We start from the raw sequence: 18,345 nt of genomic DNA on the forward strand, positions 1-18,345 counted from the left end.
TTGTCTGCCGGGGTGGAGCAGAGAAGCGCATTCGGGGGGCATGGCGTGGGGCACCGCGCTCACGGTCCAGTGTGCGCGGTGCCCCGGAGGTTCGTACGAACAAAAGCGTACGAAATTACTTCAGGCCGGGGTACAGCGGGTGCTTGTCGGCGAGCGCCGTCACCCGGGCCTTGAGGGACTCGGCGTCGAAGCCGGGCTTCAGGGTCTCCGCGATGATGTCGGCGACCTCGGTGAAGTCCTCGGCCTGGAAACCGCGGGTGGCGAGCGCCGGCGTACCGATGCGGAGACCCGAGGTGACCATCGGCGGGCGCGGGTCGTTCGGAACGGCGTTCCGGTTGACCGTGATGCCCACCTCGTGGAGGCGGTCCTCGGCCTGCTGGCCGTCCAGCTCGCTGTCGCGCAGGTCGACGAGGAGCAGGTGGACGTCGGTGCCGCCGGACAGGACGGAGACGCCGTGGGCGGTGACGTCGTCCTGGACCAGGCGCTCGGCGATGATGCGGGCGCCGTCCAGGGTGCGCTGCTGGCGCTCCTTGAACTCCTCCGAGGCCGCGACCTTGAAGGAGACGGCCTTGGCCGCGATCACGTGCTCCAGCGGGCCGCCCTGGAAACCGGGGAAGACCGAGGAGTTCAGCTTCTTCGCGAACTCCTTCTTCGCGAGGATGATGCCGCCGCGGGGGCCGCCGAGCGTCTTGTGCGTGGTGGAGGTCACCACGTCCGCGTGCTCGACCGGGTTCGGGTGCAGACCGGCCGCGACCAGACCCGCGAAGTGGGCCATGTCGACCCACAGGTAGGCCTCGACCTCGTCGGCGATCCGGCGGAACTCCGCGAAGTCCAGCTGACGCGGGTAGGCGGACCAGCCCGCGATGATCACCTTGGGGCGGTGCTCCTTGGCGAGGCGCTCGACCTCGGCCATGTCGACCAGACCGGCCTCGTCCACGTGGTACGCGACCACGTCGAACTGCTTGCCCGAGAAGTTCAGGCGCATGCCGTGGGTCAGGTGGCCGCCGTGCGCCAGGTCCAGACCCAGGATCGTGTCGCCGGGCTGGGCGATCGCGAAGAGGGCGGCCTGGTTCGCGGAGGCACCGGAGTGCGGCTGGACGTTGGCGTACTCGGCGCCGAACAGGTCCTTGATCCGGTCGATCGCGATCTGCTCGGCCACGTCGACGTGCTCGCAGCCGCCGTAGTAACGGCGGCCCGGGTAGCCCTCGGCGTACTTGTTGGTGAGGACGGAGCCCTGCGCCTCCATGACGGCGACCGGAGCGAAGTTCTCCGACGCGATCATCTCGAGGGTGGACTGCTGACGGCGGAGCTCGGCGTCGACGGCGGCGGCGACGTCCGGGTCCAGCTCGTGGAGGGGAGTGTTCAGAAGCGACATGAATCGATCCCTAGGGGTGTCGGATTAGCCGGCGGTGAACGCGGCGTACTCGTCGGCGGTGAGCAGGTCCTCCGGCTCGCCCGTGAGCCGTACCTTGAACAGCCAGCCACCCTCGAACGGAGCGGTGTTCACGAGGGACGGGTCGTCCACCACGTCCTGGTTGGCATCGACGATCTCGCCCGTCACCGGGGCGTACAGGTCGCTGACCGACTTGGTGGACTCCAGCTCGCCGCAGGACTCGCCCGCGGTGATCGTGGAGCCGACCTCCGGGAGCTGGGCGTAGACGACGTCACCGAGCGCGTTGGCCGCGAACTCCGTGATGCCGACGGTCGCGACACCGTCCTCGGCGGCCGACAGCCACTCGTGCTCCTTGGTGTAGCGCAGCTGCTGGGGGTTGCTCATGGCCTGATTCTCCTGGATCGGGGGAGTGCTGATGAACGGGGGTCTTGCGGGATGAGACGCGAAGTGAGACGGATACGTCACTTCTGGCGCTTGTAGAACGGCAGTGCCACGACCTCGTACGGCTCGTGGGTGCCCCGGATGTCCACACCTACACCCTGGGTACCGGGCGCGGCGTGCGCCGCGTCCACGTACGCCATGGCGATCGGCTTTCCGAGCGTCGGCGAGGGGGCGCCCGAGGTGACCTCGCCGATCACCACGCCGTCCTTGACCACGGAGAAGCCGGCCCGCGGGACCCGGCGGCCCTCGGCGACCAGACCGACCAGCTTGCGCGGCGGGGCGGTCTCGGCGCGCTCGGCGGCCTTCTCCAGCGCCTCACGGCCGACGAAGCGGCCCTCGTTGGTCGTCTTCTCGAACTTCACGACCCGGCCCAGGCCCGCGTCGAAGGGGGTCAGCGCGGTGGTCAGCTCGTGACCGTACAGCGGCATGCCCGCCTCCAGGCGGAGCGTGTCGCGGCAGGACAGGCCGCAGGGGATCAGCCCGACCGGCGCGCCCGCCTCGGTCAGCGCCGTCCAGACCCGCTCGGCGTGCTCGGGCTTCAGGAACAGCTCGAAGCCGTCCTCGCCGGTGTAGCCGGTGCGGGCGATGAGGGCCGGGACGCCCGCGACGGTGCCGGGGAGCCCCGCGTAGTACTTCAGACCGTCCAGGTCGGCGTCGGTGAGCTGCTTGAGGATGCCGGGGGACTCCGGGCCCTGCACCGCGATCAGGGCGTACGCGTCACGGTCGTCCCGCACCTCGGCGTCGAAGCCCCCGCGATCCGCGGCCCGGGCCACCAGCGCGTCCAGGACGATCTGCGCGTTGGAGGCGTTGGCGACGACCATGTACTCCGTGTCCTGGAGCCGGTACACGATCAGGTCGTCGAGGATGCCGCCGTCCTCCTGGCAGATCATCGTGTAGCGGGCGCGGCCGACGCCCACCGTGGAGATGTTGCCGACCAGGGCGTGGTCGAGGAGCTCCACGGCCTGCGGGCCGGTGACCGTGATCTCACCCATGTGGGAGAGGTCGAACAGGCCCGCCTTCGTGCGGACGGCGACGTGCTCGTCCCGCTCGCTGCCGTACCGGAGCGGCATGTCCCAGCCCGCGAAGTCGGTCATGGTCGCGCCCAGCGAGCGGTGCAGGGCGTCGAGGGCGGTCAGACGGGGGGCAGTGCTCATGGGTGGCTCCCGGGTCCCAAGGGCGTGATCGGTGACGAAACACATGACGGGCGAGGACGTCCTCCCCATCTGTCATGGAACCTGAGAGGTTCACCGAGAGCATCTCGTCGCCGGGAGACCGGTACCGAGAGATCGGTTTGCACCTTGGGTGGGGACACGGCAGGGTGTCCCGCTTTTCAGATCTGCCTCATCCACGCGGTACGGGGCCTGAGAGATTCAAGGGAGGGTCTTGCTCCTTCGGCGTCCGGACACACCTGGCGTCCGGAACTCTCCCGCGCGGATTCGAGCGGCCGGTATGCGATTGTGTGGCGACTGTGCGCGCCTGGCGCGCACATCATTGCACGCGAGGTCGGCGGGGCACATCGCTTGTGTCCCATTACCGCTTCTTTACACTTTGTGGGCAAGGGTCTTCCCGGGCCCGGCAGGGGGAGAAGCGATGAGGTACGAGCACACCGGCGCCTACGCCCGAAGTACCGGCCTACCGTCCCAGCGGGCCCGCGCGCGCACCCCCGGCCGCGGGCGGCTCCTGCGCGACCTGCGCGAGCGCGGCGGCCGCGGCCCCCGCGCCCTCACCTTCGCCCCCGGCGACCTGGTGGTCGTCTCCGGGCTGCCCGGCAGCGGCAAGTCCACCCTCATGCGGCGCGCCGCCGACGGCACCGGCATCGACTCGCAGGACACCCGGGAGCGCTGGGAGGCCCGGATGCCCCGCCTCCTGCCGTACGCCGTCTACCGCCCGCTGGTCCGCATCGCGCACTACGCGGGCCTGCGCCGCGCCCTGCGCTCCGGCGCCGGGGTGGTCGTGCACGACTGCGGCACCCAGTCCTGGGTGCGGGGCTGGCTCGTCCGGGAGGCCCGGCGCCGCGGCCGCGCCCTGCACCTGGTCCTCCTCGACGTGGACCCGGACACCGCCCGCGAGGGCCAGCGCGCCCGCGGCCGCGGCGTCTCCGCGTACGCCTTCGCCCGGCACCGGCGGGCCGTCGCCCGGCTCGTCGCCGCCGCGGAGGCCGGCCGGCTGCCGCACGGCTGCGCCTCCGCGACCCTGCTCGACCGGGACGCGGCGGACCTCCTGCGGACGATCGGCTTCCGCCCGGCGGACTGAGCCGCCCCGGCCCGGGGACGGCGGCATCCGGCCGGCCGCCCCCGGGGCCGTCCGCTGTGACGTACGCCCCTGCCCCGGAGGGTCCGTACCGCTTCTTTTGGCCACGGCGGCGGCGGGGCGGCGTTAGGGTGCTGCCGGGGCGGCCGGTACGGCAGGCCGTGCGAGAAGGGGAAACGCGACCGTGGACGTGACGTGGCCGGGCAACGAGCTGGAAGAGGTCCTTGCCGCCTCACTCGGCAACCCCGCGGCGGGCGCCCGCCTGGTCGAGGTCCTCGGCCGCAGCCCGGTCTGGGTGCCCCTGCCCAACGGCGGCGGACCCGACAGCCCCAACCTGGACCTCGCCACCATGGAGATCGACGGCGCGGCCTACGTCCCCGTCTTCAGCTCCGAGGAGCAGTTCCTCGCCTGCGTCGGCGGCCACATGTCCTTCACCGTCGCCCCGGCCCGTGACTTCGCCCGCGGCCTGCCCCCGCAGCTCGGCATCGCCGTGAACCCGGGCGGCGTCGTCGGCGTCCCGCTGCCCCCGCCGGCCGTCGCCGAACTCTGCCGCGTCGGCCGCACGCCGCTCGACGGGCCCGCCACCGGCGGCCGCGTCCGGCTCTTCGAGCCCGACTGGCAGGACGACCCCGTCGACTTCCTCGCCGCCGCCTCCGCCGAGTTCGACGCCACCGGCGTCGTCACCACCGCCCGCCGGGCGCTCGCCAGCGTCGAGGGCACCGAACCCGCCCTCTTCGTCGGCGTCCAGCTCGTGGCCTGGGACGGCGTCGACCGCAACGCCCCCCTGGACGCCCTCGGCCGCGCCCTCGGCCGCGTCGAATGCGCCTGGCCGGTCAACCTCATCCTGCTCGACATGGCACAGGACCCGGTCGGCGACTGGATGCTGGAGCACGTGCGCCCCTTCTACCAGCGCGCCGCCGTGTGACGGACGGCCTGTTTAAGCTGAACTTCTCGACAGCAGGCACAGACGTCGGCACAGCGGCGGCGACGAAAGAGGGGCAGGACCCAGGGTGAGCGCGTCAGGCACCGCGGCGACCGGACAGGTCGAGCACATGCTGCGCCAGGTGGCACCCGGACGCTACGACGCGTACGAGCAGCTGCTGCACGCCCTCGCCGACGGCGAGCTGTGGATGCTGCTCTGGCACGGCTCGCCCGGCTCGTCCGACGCCCAGTACGGGAACATGGAGGTCGACGGCTTCGGCTACGCGCCCTGCGTCACCTCCGCACAGGAACTGGCCGCCTCCGGCTGGCACCGCGCCCACGAGCTGGTCACCGGCCGGGAGATCGCCCGCGCCCTCTACCCCGACCGCTGGGGCGTGTGGCTCAATCCGCACGCCCCCGGCGGCGGCGTCGGCATCCCCTGGGCCGACCTCCGCCGGATCGCCACCGGCCTCGACCGGATGCCCGCCGGGCCGCTCCGGGTCACCGAGCCCACCCTGGAGATCCCGCAGTTCTACGCCCTCCTCACGCAGAACGCGCACCGCACCCCCGCCGTCCGGGCGCTGCGCCGCGGCTGGGTGCAGCCCGCGCTCGGCTCCCCGTACCTTGCCATCGGCCTCGACCTGTACGACACCTCGCCGGCCGCCGTCGACACGGTCCGGGCGATGATGCGCCAGTCCATCGGAGCCGTACCCGACGGGCTGCCCGTCTCCACGGTCGCCCTCGGCGACGGCTACGACCCGGTGGCCCTCTGGCTGCGCGCCAACGGCCGCCCGTTCTACGACCGCGAGGCGCACGCCGGGCGCGGCGCGGCGCCCGCTCCGGGGTACGGCTACCCGCCGCCGGCGCCGTCCGGATACTGAGACGGGCCCTTCCTCCCCTCCTTCCCCACCAGCCTCCGGAGTCCGCTCCGGAGGCTTTCGTTCGCCCCAATTCAGGAGCGCGAACGCACAGTTGAGCGGACATGTCCGATTGGGGGGAAGAGGCCCCGAGATGGTCCGCTCAGACGCCCCCGACGTCCGGATAACGGAAGTCGCAGCACCGCATCACGTTTGAGCAAACATTCCTCGTCAGGGCTGGCGGGTGATCACAAGGCCATTGAAGACTCCCCGGAACACCGGGCGTTCAGCTCCTTTCGAGCAGGTCGCCCGGCAGGTTGTTCCACCGAGCCGCCACCCGCGGCGGGCAAGGGCCGGCTACCGGCGGCCGAGAGGGGTCCTCACCACGATGACGGCACCACTGCACGAGAAGAGTGCGGGCGGGGCGACCGCCACCGTCGATGGCGCGCCCGACGCCCCCGGCGCCCCCGAGGCCGCCGCCCCCGGCAAGACGATCGAGGGCCGCTCGCCCTGGCAGATCGCCTGGACCCGGCTCAAGCGCGACAAACTGGCCCTCGCGGGCGCCTTCGTCGTCATCTTCCTCATCCTCGTCGCGCTCTTCGCACCGGTCATCGTCGGCCTCCTGGGCCACCCGCCCGACGAGTTCCACGAGGACCAGATCGACCCCCTGTTCGGCACCCCGATCGGCTCCTGGGGCGGCGTCAGCTCCGACTTCCTCTTCGGAGTCGAGCCCGTCAACGGCCGCGACGTCTTCAGCCGCATCGTCTACGGCGCCCGGATCTCGCTGCTCGTCGCCTTCCTCGCGGCGGTCTTCGCCGTCGTCCTCGGCACGGTCCTCGGCATCATCGCCGGCTACTTCGGCGGCTGGGTCGACGCGGCCCTCAGCCGGGTCATGGACGTGATGCTCGCCTTCCCGCAGCTGCTCTTCACGATCGCCCTCGTCTCCGTCCTGCCGAACCAGCTCCTCGGCCTCGACGGCTCCGGCGTCCGCATCGCCGCCCTCGTGCTCGTCATCGGCTTCTTCGGCTGGCCGTACGTCGGCCGCATCGTCCGCGGCCAGACCCTCTCGCTGCGCAACCGCGAGTACGTCGAGGCCGCCCAGAGCCTCGGCGCCGGCCGCCTCTACATCCTCCGCCGCGAGCTGCTGCCGAACCTGATCGCCCCGATCACGGTCTACGCGACCCTCATGATCCCCACCAACATCCTGACCGAGGCGGCGCTCAGCTTCCTCGGCGCGGGTGTCAAGCCGCCCACGGCCTCCTGGGGACAGATGCTGTCGACGGCCATCACCACCTACGAGTCGGACCCGCTGTTCATGGTGATCCCCGGCTTCGCGATCTTCATCACCGTCCTGGCGTTCAACCTCTTCGGCGACGGCGTGCGTGACGCGCTCGACCCGAAGGGCTCCCGCTGACCGTTCGCCGACGACCCGCACGACCGCCCCTGCCGCTGGCGACAGGAGGCCCATCCCCCATCGGCGGACCGCCGTACGGCCGCCACTATCCCGGAGGTTGCTGGACCCATGCTGAAGAGTTCTCAGCGCAGAATCGCCGCGGGCGCGCTGCTCGCGGCGGCCACCATGGTCGTCACCACCGCGTGCGGTGGCGGTAACGGCGGCGACAGCGGCGACAAGGGCAAGGGCGGTGCGCCCGGCTTCGACGCCGGTGTGAACAAGGTCGCCAACGCCTCCGACAAGAAGGGCGGCGAGCTGAAGTTCATCGGCTCGCAGGAGGCCGACTCGTGGGACCCGCAGCGCGGCTACTACGGCTTCGTGTGGGACTTCGCGCGCTACTACACCCGCCAGCTGGTCACCTTCAAGGCCGAGCCGGGCGCCGCCTCCACCGAGCTCGTCCCGGACCTCGCCACCGACGCCGGCAAGGTCTCGGCCGACGGCCTCACCTACACCTTCACGCTGAAGGACGGGGTGACCTGGGAGGACGGCAAGCCGATCACCTCCAAGGACATCAAGTACGGCATCGAGCGCATCTGGGCCCAGGACGTCATCTCCGGCGGCCCGATCTACCTCCAGCAGGTCCTCGACCCCAAGGGCGAGTACAAGGGTCCCTACAAGGACACCTCCGCGGACAAGCTCGGCCTGAAGGCCATCGAGACCCCGGACGACAAGACCATCGTCTTCAAGCTGCCGGTCGCCAACGGCGACTTCCTGCAGATGCTGGCCATGCCGGCCGCCTCCCCGGTCCGCCAGGACAAGGACACCAAGGCCAAGTACGGCCTGAAGCCCTTCTCCTCCGGCCCGTACAAGTGGGACTCGTACACCCCGAACAAGTCCATCAAGCTCGTCCGCAACGACAAGTGGGACGCCAAGACGGACACCGTCCGCAAGGCCCTGCCGGACAAGGTCAGCGTCACGTTCACCACGAACGCCGACGACATGGACAACCGCCTCGTCGAGGGCGAGTACGACCTCGACATCAACGCCACGGGCGTCGGCGCCTCCGCCCGCCAGAAGGTGCTCCAGCAGCACAAGGGCAACGTCGACAACCCGCAGACGGGCTTCATCCGCTACGCGGTCTTCCCGCAGACGGTGATCCCCAACATCGAGTGCCGCAAGGCCATCATCTACGCGGCCGACTCCAAGTCCCTCCAGACCGCCCGCGGCGGCCCGCAGGCCGGTGGCGACATCGCCACCAACATGCTTCCGCCGGCGATCAAGGGTGCCGACCCGAAGGCCGACCCGTACGGCAAGCTCGGCGGCGCCCCGGACGTGGCCAAGGCCAAGGACGCGCTCAAGAAGTGCGGCAAGCCGAACGGCTTCAAGACCACGATCGCGGTCCGCAACAACAAGAAGATCGAGATCGCGACCGCCGAGTCCCTCCAGCAGTCGCTGAAGGCCGTCGGCATCGAGGCGGAGATCGACCAGTTCGACGGCGCCCAGACGTCCGGCATCATCGGTTCGCCGAAGGTCGTCAAGGACAAGGGCTACGGCATCATCATCATGGGCTGGGGCGCCGACTTCCCGTCCGGCCAGGGCTTCCTCCAGCCGCTGGTCGACGGCCGGTTCATCCTCCAGAGCGGTAACAACAACTTCTCGGAGCTGAACGACAAGGCCGTCAACGGCCTCTTCGACCAGGCGCTGAAGGAGACCGACCCGGTCAAGGCCGGCGAGCTCTACAAGCAGATCAACACGAAGGTGTCGGAGGCCGCGGTCTACCTGCCCTTCACCCACGAGAAGAACATCATCTGGCGCAGCTCCCGGCTGACCAACGTCTACACGGCGGACGCCTACAACGGCCGCTACGACTACGCGTCGCTCGGCGTCGTCAAGTAATCCGACCCGTTCCACCGGCGCACCACCCGCCGCCAGGTCCGAAGGGCAGGTGATGGCCGAGGGCGGCGGCCGGGGGACCCGATCGGGTCCCCCGGCCGCCGACCGGCCGACCGCATGCTTGCATACATAGTCCGGCGACTCTTCGCGGTCGTCGTGATGCTGCTCGTCGTCACACTCGTGACGCTCAGCATCTTCTTCCTCATACCCAAGCTGACCGGCAGCGACCCTGCCGCGATGTTCGTCGGCAAGCAGGCGGATCCGGCATCCATCGAGGCCGTCCGGCAGAAGCTGGGCCTGGACGAGCCGATCCTGGTGCAGTTCTGGCACTTCGTCTCCGGCATCTTCGTCGGCCGCGACTACACCGGTGGTGGCGACACCATCCACTGCGCGGCGCCCTGCTTCGGCTACTCGTTCCGCACCGAGCAGGACGTGTCGTCGATGCTGGTCGACGCCTTCCCCGTCACCCTCTCCATGGTCATCGGCGCCGCCGTGCTGTGGTTGATCCTGGGTGTCTCCACCGGCGTCGTCTCCGCGCTCAAGCGGGGCACGATCATCGACCGCGCCGCCATGATCACCGCGCTGGCCGGCGTCTCGCTCCCCATCTTCTTCACCGCCATGCTGGCGATGCTGATCTTCCGTACCCAACTGGGCTGGCTCAACGCCTCGTACACGCCGATCACCGAGTCCTTCGGCGGCTGGTTCGGCGGCCTGCTGCTGCCCTGGGTGACCCTCGCCTTCCTGTACGCGGCGATGTACGCGCGGCTCACCCGCGCCACCATGCTGGAGGTCCTCGGCGAGGACTACATCCGCACCGCGCGGGCCAAGGGCCTCCCGGAGTCCGTCGTGCTCGGCAAGCACGCCATGCGCTCCACCATGACCCCCATCCTGACCATCTTCGGCATGGACCTCGGCGCCCTCGTCGGCGGCGCGATCCTGACCGAGACCGCGTTCAGCCTCCACGGCCTCGGCGGACTCGCCATCAAGGGCGTCAGCGAGCGCGACCTGCCGCTGATCCTGGCCGTCACGCTGATCACCGCGGCCTGCGTCGTCCTCGCCAACCTCGTCGTGGACCTGCTGTACGCGGTGATCGACCCCCGAGTGAGGCTCGCATGACGGACAAGCTGACGAAGACCGGCGCGGCGGTGGGAGAACCCGTCGCCACCGGGTCCGCACCCTCCGACGCCTTCCTCGACGTCCGCGACCTGAAGATCCACTTCCCGACCGACGACGGTCTGGTCAAGTCGGTCGACGGTCTCAGCTTCCAGCTGGAGAAGGGCAAGACCCTCGGCATCGTGGGCGAGTCCGGCTCCGGCAAGTCGGTCACCTCGCTCGGCATCATGGGCCTCCACACCGTCGGCCAGTACGGCCGGCAGAAGGCCCGCATCTCCGGCGAGATCTGGCTCGACGGACGCGAGCTGCTCTCGGCCGACCCGGACGAGGTCCGCAGGATGCGCGGCCGCGACATGGCGATGATCTTCCAGGACCCGCTGTCCGCGATGCACCCGTACTACACCGTCGGCAACCAGATCGTGGAGGCGTACCGCGTCCACCACGACGTCGACAAGAAGACGGCGCGCAGGCGGGCCGTCGAACTCCTCGACCGGGTCGGCATCCCCGAGCCCGCCAAGCGGTTCGACAACTACCCGCACGAGTTCTCCGGCGGCATGCGCCAGCGCGCGATGATCGCCATGGCGCTCGTCAACAACCCGGCCCTGCTCATCGCCGACGAGCCGACCACCGCGCTCGACGTGACCGTGCAGGCCCAGATCCTGGACCTGATGCGGGACCTCCAGAAGGAGTTCGGCTCCGCGGTCGTCATCATCACCCACGACCTCGGCGTCGTCGCCGAACTCGCCGACGACATCCTCGTGATGTACGGCGGGCGCTGCGTCGAGCGCGGACCGGCCGAGTCCGTCTTCTACGAGCCGCAGCACCCCTACACCTGGGGCCTGCTCGGCTCGATGCCGAGGATCGACCGCGACCAGACCGACCGGCTCATCCCGGTGAAGGGCAACCCGCCCAGCCTCATCAACATCCCGGACGGCTGCGCCTTCAACCCCCGCTGCCCGTACGCGGACGTCCCCAAGGGCGGCATCACGCGCACCCTGCGACCGGAGCTGGCGCCGGCCGGGGACCGCCACTTCTCGGCCTGCCACATGCCGCAGGAGGAGCGGACCCGTATCTGGACCGAAGAGATTGCGCCGAAACTGTGAGCGAGACCATGGAACCCCTCCTCAAGGTCACCGGCCTGAAGAAGCACTTCCCCATCAAGAAGGGGCTTCTCCAGCGGCAGACCGGCGCGGTCAAGGCGGTCGACGGGATCGACTTCGAGGTCCTGCCCGGTGAGACGCTCGGCGTCGTCGGCGAGTCCGGCTGCGGCAAGTCCACGATGGGCCGTCTGATCACCCGGCTGCTCGAACCGACCGGCGGCACGGTCGAGTTCCAGGGCAAGGACATCTCGCACCTCGGCGTCTCGGGCATGCGCCCGTTCCGCCGGGACATCCAGATGATCTTCCAGGATCCGTACGGCTCGCTGAACCCGCGCCACACGGTCGGCACGATCGTCTCGGCCCCCTTCAAGCTCCAGGGCGTCGAGCCCGAGGGCGGCGTGAAGAAGGAGGTCCAGCGGCTGCTCGGGCTGGTCGGCCTCAACCCGGAGCACTACAACCGCTACCCGCACGAGTTCTCCGGCGGCCAGCGCCAGCGCATCGGCATCGCCCGCGCGCTGGCCCTGAAGCCGAAGCTCGTGGTGGCGGACGAGCCGGTCTCGGCCCTGGACGTCTCCATCCAGGCGCAGGTGGTCAACCTCCTGGACGACCTCCAGAAGGAACTCGGCCTCACGTACGTGATCATCGCGCACGACCTGTCGGTCATCCGGCACGTGTCGGACCGCATCGCGGTGATGTACCTCGGCAAGATCGTGGAACTCGCGGACCGCAAGTCCCTCTACGAGAACCCGATGCACCCGTACACCCGCGCCCTCATGTCGGCGGTCCCGATCCCGGACCCCCGCCGCCGGGGCGCGAAGAGCGACCGCATCCTCCTGACCGGCGACGTCCCGTCCCCGATCGCCCCGCCGCCGGGCTGCCGCTTCAACACCCGCTGCTGGAAGGCGACGGACGTCTGCCGCACGCAGGAACCGCCGCTGGTCGAACTCCGCCCGGGCCAACGGGTGGCCTGCCACCACCCGGAGAACACGGAGGCACTGACGATCCCGGGGGCGAGGGAGTCGGTGGAGATCACGAAGCCGAAGCCTCGGGAGGAGTCGGCGGGGTTCCCCGAGGCGGCGGGGCCGGAGAAGCCGGCCGGGTCGGCCGGGTCGGCCGAGGCGGCGGGGCCGGAGAAGCCGACGGGGTCGGCCGAGTCGGCTGGGTCGGAGAAGCCGGCGCTGTCCGCCGACGCGGRCGAGGCGAAGGCGGCGGCTCCGGCCGAGACGCCGGAGCCCGCGACCGAGGGCGACGCGCCGAAGGCGTGACGCGGGGGAGGCCCCCGGTGCCGAAGGGCACCGGGGGCCTCCGCAGGTGGTCCTCACCGCGCGGGGGCCCGTCACGAGCCCGGACCCGCCCGCAGGGCCCCCGCGCGGTGAGGACAAGGCCCCCGGGACTACCGGGACAATGGCCCGGTGCTCCACGACCTGTTCACCCCCTCCGTCCAACACGCCCTCGACCTCGTCGGCATCTTCGTGTTCGCCATCTCCGGCGCCCTCCTCGCCGTCCGCAAGAACTTCGACGTCTTCGGCATCGCCGTCCTCGCCGAGGTCACCGCCCTCGGCGGCGGCCTCTTCCGCGACCTGATCATCGGCGCCGTACCGCCCGCCGCGTTCACCGATCTCGGCTACTTCCTCATGCCCCTGATCGCCGCGGTCCTCGTCTTCTTCCTCCACCCCGAGGTCGAGCGCACCCAGAACGCCGTGAACGTCTTCGACGCCGCCGGCCTCGGCCTGTTCTGCGTGACCGGTACGACGAAGGCGTACGACTACGGCCTGGGCCTCACCTCCTCCGCGGCGCTCGGCCTCGCGACGGCCGTCGGCGGCGGTGTGCTGCGCGACGTGCTCGCCAACGAGGTGCCGTCGCTGCTGCGCTGGGACCGGGACCTGTACGCCGTCCCCGCGATCGTCGGCGCCGCCATGGTCGCGCTCTGCATCCGCTTCGACCTGCTCAACGCCTGGACCAGCGGCGCCGCCGTGCTGACCGCCTTCCTGCTCCGCCTGCTCGCGCTGCGCTACCACTGGCGCGCGCCCCGGGCCTGGAACCGCCGCTCCTCCACACGGGAGGAACTGGAAAAAGCTACCGCTCAGTAGCTACCTGGGGTACGGTCGGAAGCATGAGCACGAGCATCGAGACCCCCGCCACGGCGAGCGGGCGCGACGGCGGGCACGGGCGCGCGGACGAGCGCACGTACGAGTTCGACCGGGACACCGCCGTCGTCCTCCGGGAGCCCGGCGTCTACGACGCCGACCTGTCCGCGGGCTGGACCATCATCCACGCGGTCAACGGCGGCTACCTCCTCGCTCTGCTCGGCCGCGCCCTCGGCGACCACCTGCCGCACCCCGACCCGTTCACGATCTCGGCGCACTACCTCACGCCGTCCGTGCCGGGGCCCGCGGTGATCAGGACGGAGACCGTCCGCACCGGCCGTACGCTCTCCACCGGCCAGGCCTCCCTCTTCCAGTACGCCGAGGACGGCACCGAGGTCGAGCGCATCCGCGTCCTCGCCTCCTACGGCGACCTGGACACCCTCTCCGACGAGGTCCGCACCTCCGCGGAACCGCCCGCGATGGCGGCCATCGAGAACTGCTTCGGCGCCGCCGACGGACCGACCCCGGCCATCCCCGGCTCCTCGGCGATCGCCGACCGGCTCGACCTGCGCCTCGACCCCGCCTGCGTCGGCTGGGCGATCGGCGCGCCCTCCGGGAAGGGCGAGATGCGGGCCTGGTTCGGCCTCGCGGACGGCCGCGAGCCCGACGCCCTGTCGCTGCTCCTCACGGTCGACGCGCTGCCGCCGACCTCCTTCGAGCTGGGGCTGAAGGGCTGGACCCCGACCGTCGAGCTCACCACCCACATCCGCTCCCGCCCCGCCCCGGGCCCGCTGCGGGTCTCCATCACCACCCGCAACCTCGCCGGAGGATTCCTGGAGGAGGACGCGGAGGTCTGGGACAGCGCCGACCGCCTGGTCGCGCAGTCCCGTCAGCTGGCCCGCGCCCCGCGCGCCTGACCCGGTTCCGGCCCCGACCCCGGGCCGGAGCACGACAGGGGCCGTACGCCCGGGGCCCGCACACCCCGGAGCGCGTACGGCCCGGAGCCGGCGAAGCCGGTCCCGGACGCGACCGACCGGCCGCGTCCGGGCCCCCGGCACGGCGGCCGCCCCGGCTACGTCCGCCCCCGACACGGCAGCCGCCCCGGCCGGTCGAGGCCCCGCCGGGAACCGCGCCCGGCGGCGTAAACCGGCCACCCGCCAGGGCAGCGGGCACGGGCTCGTAGAATCGACCCACCATGGCTTACCTCGACCACGCCGCGACCACGCCCATGCTGCCCGAGGCGATCGAGGCGATGACCGCCCAGCTCGCCGTCACGGGCAACGCCTCCTCCCTGCACGCCGCCGGACGGCGGGCCCGGCGGACCGTCGAGGAGGGGCGCGAGACCCTCGCCGCCGCGCTCGGCGCGCGGCCGAGCGAGGTCGTCTTCACCTCCGGCGGCACCGAGGCCGACAACCTCGCCGTGAAGGGCCTCTACTGGTCCCGCCGCGATGCCGACCCCCGCCGGACCCGCGTCCTGGCCAGCCCGGTCGAGCACCACGCCGTGCTCGACGCCGTCGACTGGCTCGCCGCCCACGAGGGCGCCGACGTCGAGTACCTGCCGGTCGACCGGTACGGCCGGGTGCACCCGGAGGCCCTGCGCGAGGCGATCGCCCGCGATCCCGACTCGGTGGCGCTCGCCACCGTCATGTGGGCCAACAACGAGATCGGCACCGTCATGCCGGTCCGCGAACTGGCCGACGTCGCGGCCGAGTTCGGCGTCCCGCTGCACGCCGACGCCGTCCAGGCCGTCGGCCAGACCGAGGTCGACTTCGCCGCGTCCGGACTCGCCGCCATGACCGTCTCCGGCCACAAGATCGGCGGGCCGTACGGCATCGGCGCCCTGCTCCTGGGGCGCGAGCACACCCCCGTACCCGTGCTGCACGGCGGCGGCCAGGAGCGGCACGTCCGCTCCGGCACCCTCGACGTGCCGGCCGTCGCCGCCTTCGCGGTCGCCGCCCGGCTCGCCACCCAGCGGCGCGAGGAGTTCGCCCGGGAGATCGGCGCGCTCCGCGACGAACTGGTCGCCGAGGTCAGGGCGCGAGTCCCCGAGGTGATCCTCGGCGGCGACCCCGTCGAGCGGCTTCCCGCCAACGCGCACTTCACCTTCCCCGGCTGCGAGGGCGACTCGCTGCTCCTGCTGCTCGACGCGGCCGGGATCGCCTGCTCCACCGGCTCCGCCTGCACCGCGGGCATCGCCCAGCCGAGCCACGTCCTCCTCGCCACCGGCACCGACCCGGACCTGGCCCGCGGCACCCTGCGCTTCTCCTTCGGCCACACGTCCACGAAGGAGGACGTGGCGGCGGTGGCGGACGCGATCGCCCCGGCGGTGGAACGCGCGAGGTCGGCGGGCCTGAGCTGACGGGGGACGGGCCCCGAGGCCCGCGGACCCGGGCCGCGCAGCCCGGAAGCGCCCCTCTCAGACGCGCGCCTTGGACGCCTCCCGCACCAGCCTCAGATACCGGTCCCAGTCCCAGTGCGGGCCGGGGTCGGTGTGGTCGGTGCCCTCGACCTCGACGTGCCCGATGATGTGCTCCCGGTCCACCGGGATGCCGTGCCGGGCGCATATGTCCGCCGTCAGCCGCGCCGACCCCGCGTACATCGACGCAGTGAAGTCCTGCGGGCGGTCGACGAAGCCCTCGTGCTCGATGCCGATGCTGCGCTCGTTCATGTCCCGGTTCCCGGCGTGGAACGCGACGTCCAGCTCCCTGATCATCTGCGCCACGTGCCCGTCCTTGCGGACCACGTAGTGCGCGGCGGCCCCGTGCCCGGGGTCCTTGAAGACCTTCAGGGCGGTCGCGTAGCTGCCCTGGACGACATGGATCACGATCCGGTCGATCCGGTAGTCGTCGGGTCGGTCGGCCCGCCGCCAGTTCGCCCGCGACGCCGAGGTCCACTCGGCCGCCCGGTGGTCGAGCTCGCCCTCGACCCGCTTCCGCTCCATCCCCGGCAGCCGCCACCAGGCGCGCGCCAGCTCGTCCCGCGCCAGCACCGCCGTCCCGAGGACGGCGGCCCCGCCGCCCAGCAGCACCGCGCGCCGCCCCACCCGTCTGCCGGGACCGGAGTCCCTGCCCGTACCGCCGGACCCGCCCGCATCACTCGCCTTGCTCCCCATGTCCCCGAGAACGCTTACTACCGCGACCGTGGTTCCCGGTGCCCCGTACCCTGGTAGGGCTATGACTGAGACTCCGCCCCCGCACCCCCGCACCCGCCCGCTCCGGGTCCTCGCCGCCATGTCCGGCGGAGTSGACTCCGCCGTCGCCGCGGCCCGCGCCGCCGAGGCCGGCCACGACGTCACCGGCGTGCACCTCGCCCTCTCCGCGAACCCGCAGTCCTTCCGTACGGGAGCCCGCGGCTGCTGCACGATCGAGGACTCCCGCGACGCACGCAGGGCGGCCGACGTCATCGGAATCCCGTTCTACGTGTGGGATCTCGCCGAACGCTTCCGCGAGGACGTCGTGGACGACTTCGTCGCGGAGTACCAGGCCGGCCGCACCCCCAACCCGTGCCTGCGCTGCAACGAGAAGATCAAGTTCGCCGCGCTGCTCGACAAGGCGCTCGCCCTCGGCTTCGACGCCGTCTGCACCGGTCACTACGCGACGGTCGTCCTCAACGAGGACGGCACCCGCGAGCTGCACCGCGCCTCGGACATGGCGAAGGACCAGTCGTACGTGCTCGGCGTGCTCGACGAGAAGCAGCTGGCGCACGCGATGTTCCCGCTGGGCGACACCCTCACCACCAAGGACGAGATCCGGGCGGAGGCGGAGCGGCGCGGGCTGGCCGTGGCGAAGAAGCCCGACAGCCACGACATCTGCTTCATCGCCGACGGCGACACCCAGGGCTTCCTCGCCTCCCGTCTGGGGAAGGCGGAGGGCGACATCGTCGACGAGTCCGGCACGAGGGTCGGCAGCCACGAGGGCGCGTACGGCTTCACCATCGGCCAGCGCAAGGGCCTGCGGATCGGCCACCCGGCGGCGGACGGCAAGCCGCGCTACGTCCTGGACATCTCGCCGGTGAACAACACGGTCACGGTGGGCCCGGTCGAGGCCCTGGACGTCACGGCCCTGACGGCGATCAAGCCCCGCTGGTGCGGCACCGCGCCGGAGGGCGAGGGCCGCTACACGGCCCAGCTCCGCGCCCACGGCGGCGAGACGGCGGTGACGGCCTCCCTGACGGACGGCGAACTGACGGTCGCCTTCGACGAGCCGGTCCGCGGGGTGGCCCCGGGACAGGCGATCGTCCTGTACGACGGCACGCGCGTGGTCGGCTCGGCCACGATCGCGACGACGACCCGCCGCCCGACGGAAGCACCGACGGCCCCGGCGACGGCGAAGGCCTGAGCCGCCTCCACCCCGACGAAGCCCGCAGCCGACGGAGCCCGCCGCCGCCCCGGCGAAGGCCTAAGCCGCCTCCGCCGGTTCCCGGCGCTCCCCGAGGAACTCCTCCAGGACCGGGGCCAGTACGTGCGGGGCCACGTCGTGCGTCTGGCCCGTCAGGGTGCGGTGGCGGGCCCGGGGAAGGGCTCCCGTCACCGCGCGGGCCGCCTGCCGGGTGCCCGCCGGGCTCACGCCCCCGTCGACCACCAGCACGCGCGCGTGGACCCGGGAGAGGAGCCCCTCCGGGAGCGCCCCGTCGGCCGTTCCCTCGCCGAGGACCGCCATGTCGTACGCGAGGGTGTGCGCCAGCTCCGCCGCCCCGGGCCGCAGCCGCGCGGGCACCGTCGACTCCGCCAGGAACACGGCGAGCGCCTCGGCCGGCCGGCCCCCGTCGAGCAGCTCCGTCACCCGCCGCCGCAGCTCGGCCGCCGCCGTCGAGTACGGCGGCTCGAACACCGACACCGCCCCGGCCGGCAGACCGGCGGCCACCGCGGCGAGGACCAGCGCACCCCCGGTGCCCGTCC

At 71.8% G+C, this 18,345-nt stretch carries 16 protein-coding genes, 1 pseudogene and 1 riboswitch; of the genes and pseudogenes, 12 read left to right on the forward strand and 5 right to left on the reverse strand.

Annotated elements, in window-relative coordinates; translation table 11 throughout:
- Positions 1-115: 115 nt before the first annotated feature.
- The 3 genes from glyA to gcvT all read right to left on the reverse strand — a co-directional run bounded on the left by glyA (position 116) and on the right by gcvT (position 2,988).
- A complete protein-coding gene (gene glyA, locus EAO70_RS31920; RefSeq protein ID WP_148006270.1) occupies positions 116-1,375 on the reverse strand; it encodes a serine hydroxymethyltransferase in 1,260 nt (419 codons plus the stop codon).
- A gap of 24 nt (positions 1,376-1,399) precedes the next feature.
- Positions 1,400-1,777: a glycine cleavage system protein GcvH gene (gene gcvH, locus EAO70_RS31925; RefSeq protein WP_148006271.1), complete on the reverse strand. Its 378-nt coding sequence runs from the start codon at positions 1,775-1,777 to the stop codon at positions 1,400-1,402.
- A 77-nt stretch (positions 1,778-1,854) separates the two neighbouring features.
- A complete protein-coding gene (gene gcvT, locus EAO70_RS31930; RefSeq protein ID WP_148006272.1) occupies positions 1,855-2,988 on the reverse strand; it encodes a glycine cleavage system aminomethyltransferase GcvT in 1,134 nt (377 codons plus the stop codon).
- Positions 2,989-3,174: 186 nt separating this feature from the next.
- Positions 3,175-3,273: riboswitch (glycine riboswitch) on the reverse strand.
- Between the two features lie 151 nt (positions 3,274-3,424).
- Between gcvT and EAO70_RS31935 the strand changes: the two genes are divergently transcribed.
- The 11 genes from EAO70_RS31935 (at position 3,425) to EAO70_RS31985 (ending at position 15,807) form a co-directional block, all read left to right on the forward strand.
- Positions 3,425-4,087: an AAA family ATPase gene (locus EAO70_RS31935; protein ID WP_148006273.1), complete on the forward strand. Its 663-nt coding sequence runs from the start codon at positions 3,425-3,427 to the stop codon at positions 4,085-4,087.
- Between the two features lie 181 nt (positions 4,088-4,268).
- Positions 4,269-5,009, forward strand: coding sequence for an enhanced serine sensitivity protein SseB (locus EAO70_RS31940; protein ID WP_148006274.1), 741 nt, complete (start codon positions 4,269-4,271; stop codon positions 5,007-5,009).
- 85 nt (positions 5,010-5,094) lie between these two features.
- On the forward strand, positions 5,095-5,886 hold the full coding sequence (locus tag EAO70_RS31945) for an enhanced serine sensitivity protein SseB C-terminal domain-containing protein (RefSeq protein WP_148006275.1): 792 nt from the start codon (positions 5,095-5,097) through the stop codon (positions 5,884-5,886).
- A 364-nt stretch (positions 5,887-6,250) separates the two neighbouring features.
- Positions 6,251-7,276, forward strand: coding sequence for an ABC transporter permease (locus EAO70_RS31950; RefSeq protein ID WP_148006276.1), 1,026 nt, complete (start codon positions 6,251-6,253; stop codon positions 7,274-7,276).
- A gap of 108 nt (positions 7,277-7,384) precedes the next feature.
- Positions 7,385-9,151 carry an ABC transporter substrate-binding protein gene (locus EAO70_RS31955; RefSeq protein ID WP_148006277.1) on the forward strand — a complete coding sequence of 589 codons (1,767 nt, stop codon included), beginning with the start codon at positions 7,385-7,387 and terminating at the stop codon, positions 9,149-9,151.
- Positions 9,152-9,265: 114 nt separating this feature from the next.
- A complete protein-coding gene (locus EAO70_RS31960; protein ID WP_148006278.1) occupies positions 9,266-10,264 on the forward strand; it encodes an ABC transporter permease in 999 nt (332 codons plus the stop codon).
- On the forward strand, positions 10,261-11,364 hold the full coding sequence (locus tag EAO70_RS31965; protein ID WP_148006279.1) for an ABC transporter ATP-binding protein: 1,104 nt from the start codon (positions 10,261-10,263) through the stop codon (positions 11,362-11,364). Before EAO70_RS31960 ends, EAO70_RS31965 begins: the two co-directional genes overlap by 4 nt.
- Before the next feature lie 8 nt (positions 11,365-11,372).
- Positions 11,373-12,626 carry an ABC transporter ATP-binding protein gene (locus tag EAO70_RS31970; RefSeq protein ID WP_148006632.1) on the forward strand — a complete coding sequence of 418 codons (1,254 nt, stop codon included), beginning with the start codon at positions 11,373-11,375 and terminating at the stop codon, positions 12,624-12,626.
- Positions 12,627-12,773: 147 nt separating this feature from the next.
- Positions 12,774-13,451: a trimeric intracellular cation channel family protein gene (locus tag EAO70_RS31975; RefSeq protein ID WP_148006280.1), complete on the forward strand. Its 678-nt coding sequence runs from the start codon at positions 12,774-12,776 to the stop codon at positions 13,449-13,451.
- A gap of 23 nt (positions 13,452-13,474) precedes the next feature.
- Positions 13,475-14,365: a thioesterase family protein gene (locus tag EAO70_RS31980; protein WP_261993141.1), complete on the forward strand. Its 891-nt coding sequence runs from the start codon at positions 13,475-13,477 to the stop codon at positions 14,363-14,365.
- 278 nt (positions 14,366-14,643) lie between these two features.
- Positions 14,644-15,807, forward strand: coding sequence for a cysteine desulfurase family protein (locus tag EAO70_RS31985; RefSeq protein WP_148006281.1), 1,164 nt, complete (start codon positions 14,644-14,646; stop codon positions 15,805-15,807).
- A 57-nt stretch (positions 15,808-15,864) separates the two neighbouring features.
- Here EAO70_RS31985 and EAO70_RS31990 read toward each other — a convergent pair whose 3' ends face one another.
- A complete protein-coding gene (locus tag EAO70_RS31990) occupies positions 15,865-16,560 on the reverse strand; it encodes an N-acetylmuramoyl-L-alanine amidase (protein WP_148006282.1) in 696 nt (231 codons plus the stop codon).
- A 61-nt stretch (positions 16,561-16,621) separates the two neighbouring features.
- Between EAO70_RS31990 and mnmA the strand changes: the two genes are divergently transcribed.
- On the forward strand, positions 16,622-17,785 hold the full coding sequence (gene mnmA / locus EAO70_RS31995; protein WP_148006283.1) for a tRNA 2-thiouridine(34) synthase MnmA: 1,164 nt from the start codon (positions 16,622-16,624) through the stop codon (positions 17,783-17,785).
- 60 nt (positions 17,786-17,845) lie between these two features.
- Here mnmA and EAO70_RS32000 read toward each other — a convergent pair.
- Positions 17,846-18,345: pseudogene (locus EAO70_RS32000) on the reverse strand (alpha/beta hydrolase); the annotation flags it as partial.

It is taken from the genome of Streptomyces sp. adm13(2018), from assembly GCF_008042145.1.
Taxonomy (GTDB): domain Bacteria; phylum Actinomycetota; class Actinomycetes; order Streptomycetales; family Streptomycetaceae; genus Streptomyces.

Bases quoted from the DNA above. Each gene is read 5' to 3' on its own strand.
- EAO70_RS31980 (WP_261993141.1), top strand. From the start codon at position 13,475: ATGAGCACGAGCATCGAGACCCCCGCCACGGCGAGCGGGCGCGACGGC.
- EAO70_RS31985 (WP_148006281.1), top strand. From the start codon at position 14,644: ATGGCTTACCTCGACCACGCCGCGACCACGCCCATGCTGCCCGAGGCG.
- EAO70_RS31935 (WP_148006273.1), top strand. From the start codon at position 3,425: ATGAGGTACGAGCACACCGGCGCCTACGCCCGAAGTACCGGCCTACCG.
- EAO70_RS31965 (WP_148006279.1), top strand. From the start codon at position 10,261: ATGACGGACAAGCTGACGAAGACCGGCGCGGCGGTGGGAGAACCCGTC.
- EAO70_RS31960 (WP_148006278.1), top strand. From the start codon at position 9,266: ATGCTTGCATACATAGTCCGGCGACTCTTCGCGGTCGTCGTGATGCTG.
- EAO70_RS31955 (WP_148006277.1), top strand. From the start codon at position 7,385: ATGCTGAAGAGTTCTCAGCGCAGAATCGCCGCGGGCGCGCTGCTCGCG.
- EAO70_RS31950 (WP_148006276.1), top strand. From the start codon at position 6,251: ATGACGGCACCACTGCACGAGAAGAGTGCGGGCGGGGCGACCGCCACC.
- glyA (WP_148006270.1), bottom strand. From the start codon at position 1,375: ATGTCGCTTCTGAACACTCCCCTCCACGAGCTGGACCCGGACGTCGCC.
- gcvT (WP_148006272.1), bottom strand. From the start codon at position 2,988: ATGAGCACTGCCCCCCGTCTGACCGCCCTCGACGCCCTGCACCGCTCG.
- gcvH (WP_148006271.1), bottom strand. From the start codon at position 1,777: ATGAGCAACCCCCAGCAGCTGCGCTACACCAAGGAGCACGAGTGGCTG.
- EAO70_RS31990 (WP_148006282.1), bottom strand. From the start codon at position 16,560: ATGGGGAGCAAGGCGAGTGATGCGGGCGGGTCCGGCGGTACGGGCAGG.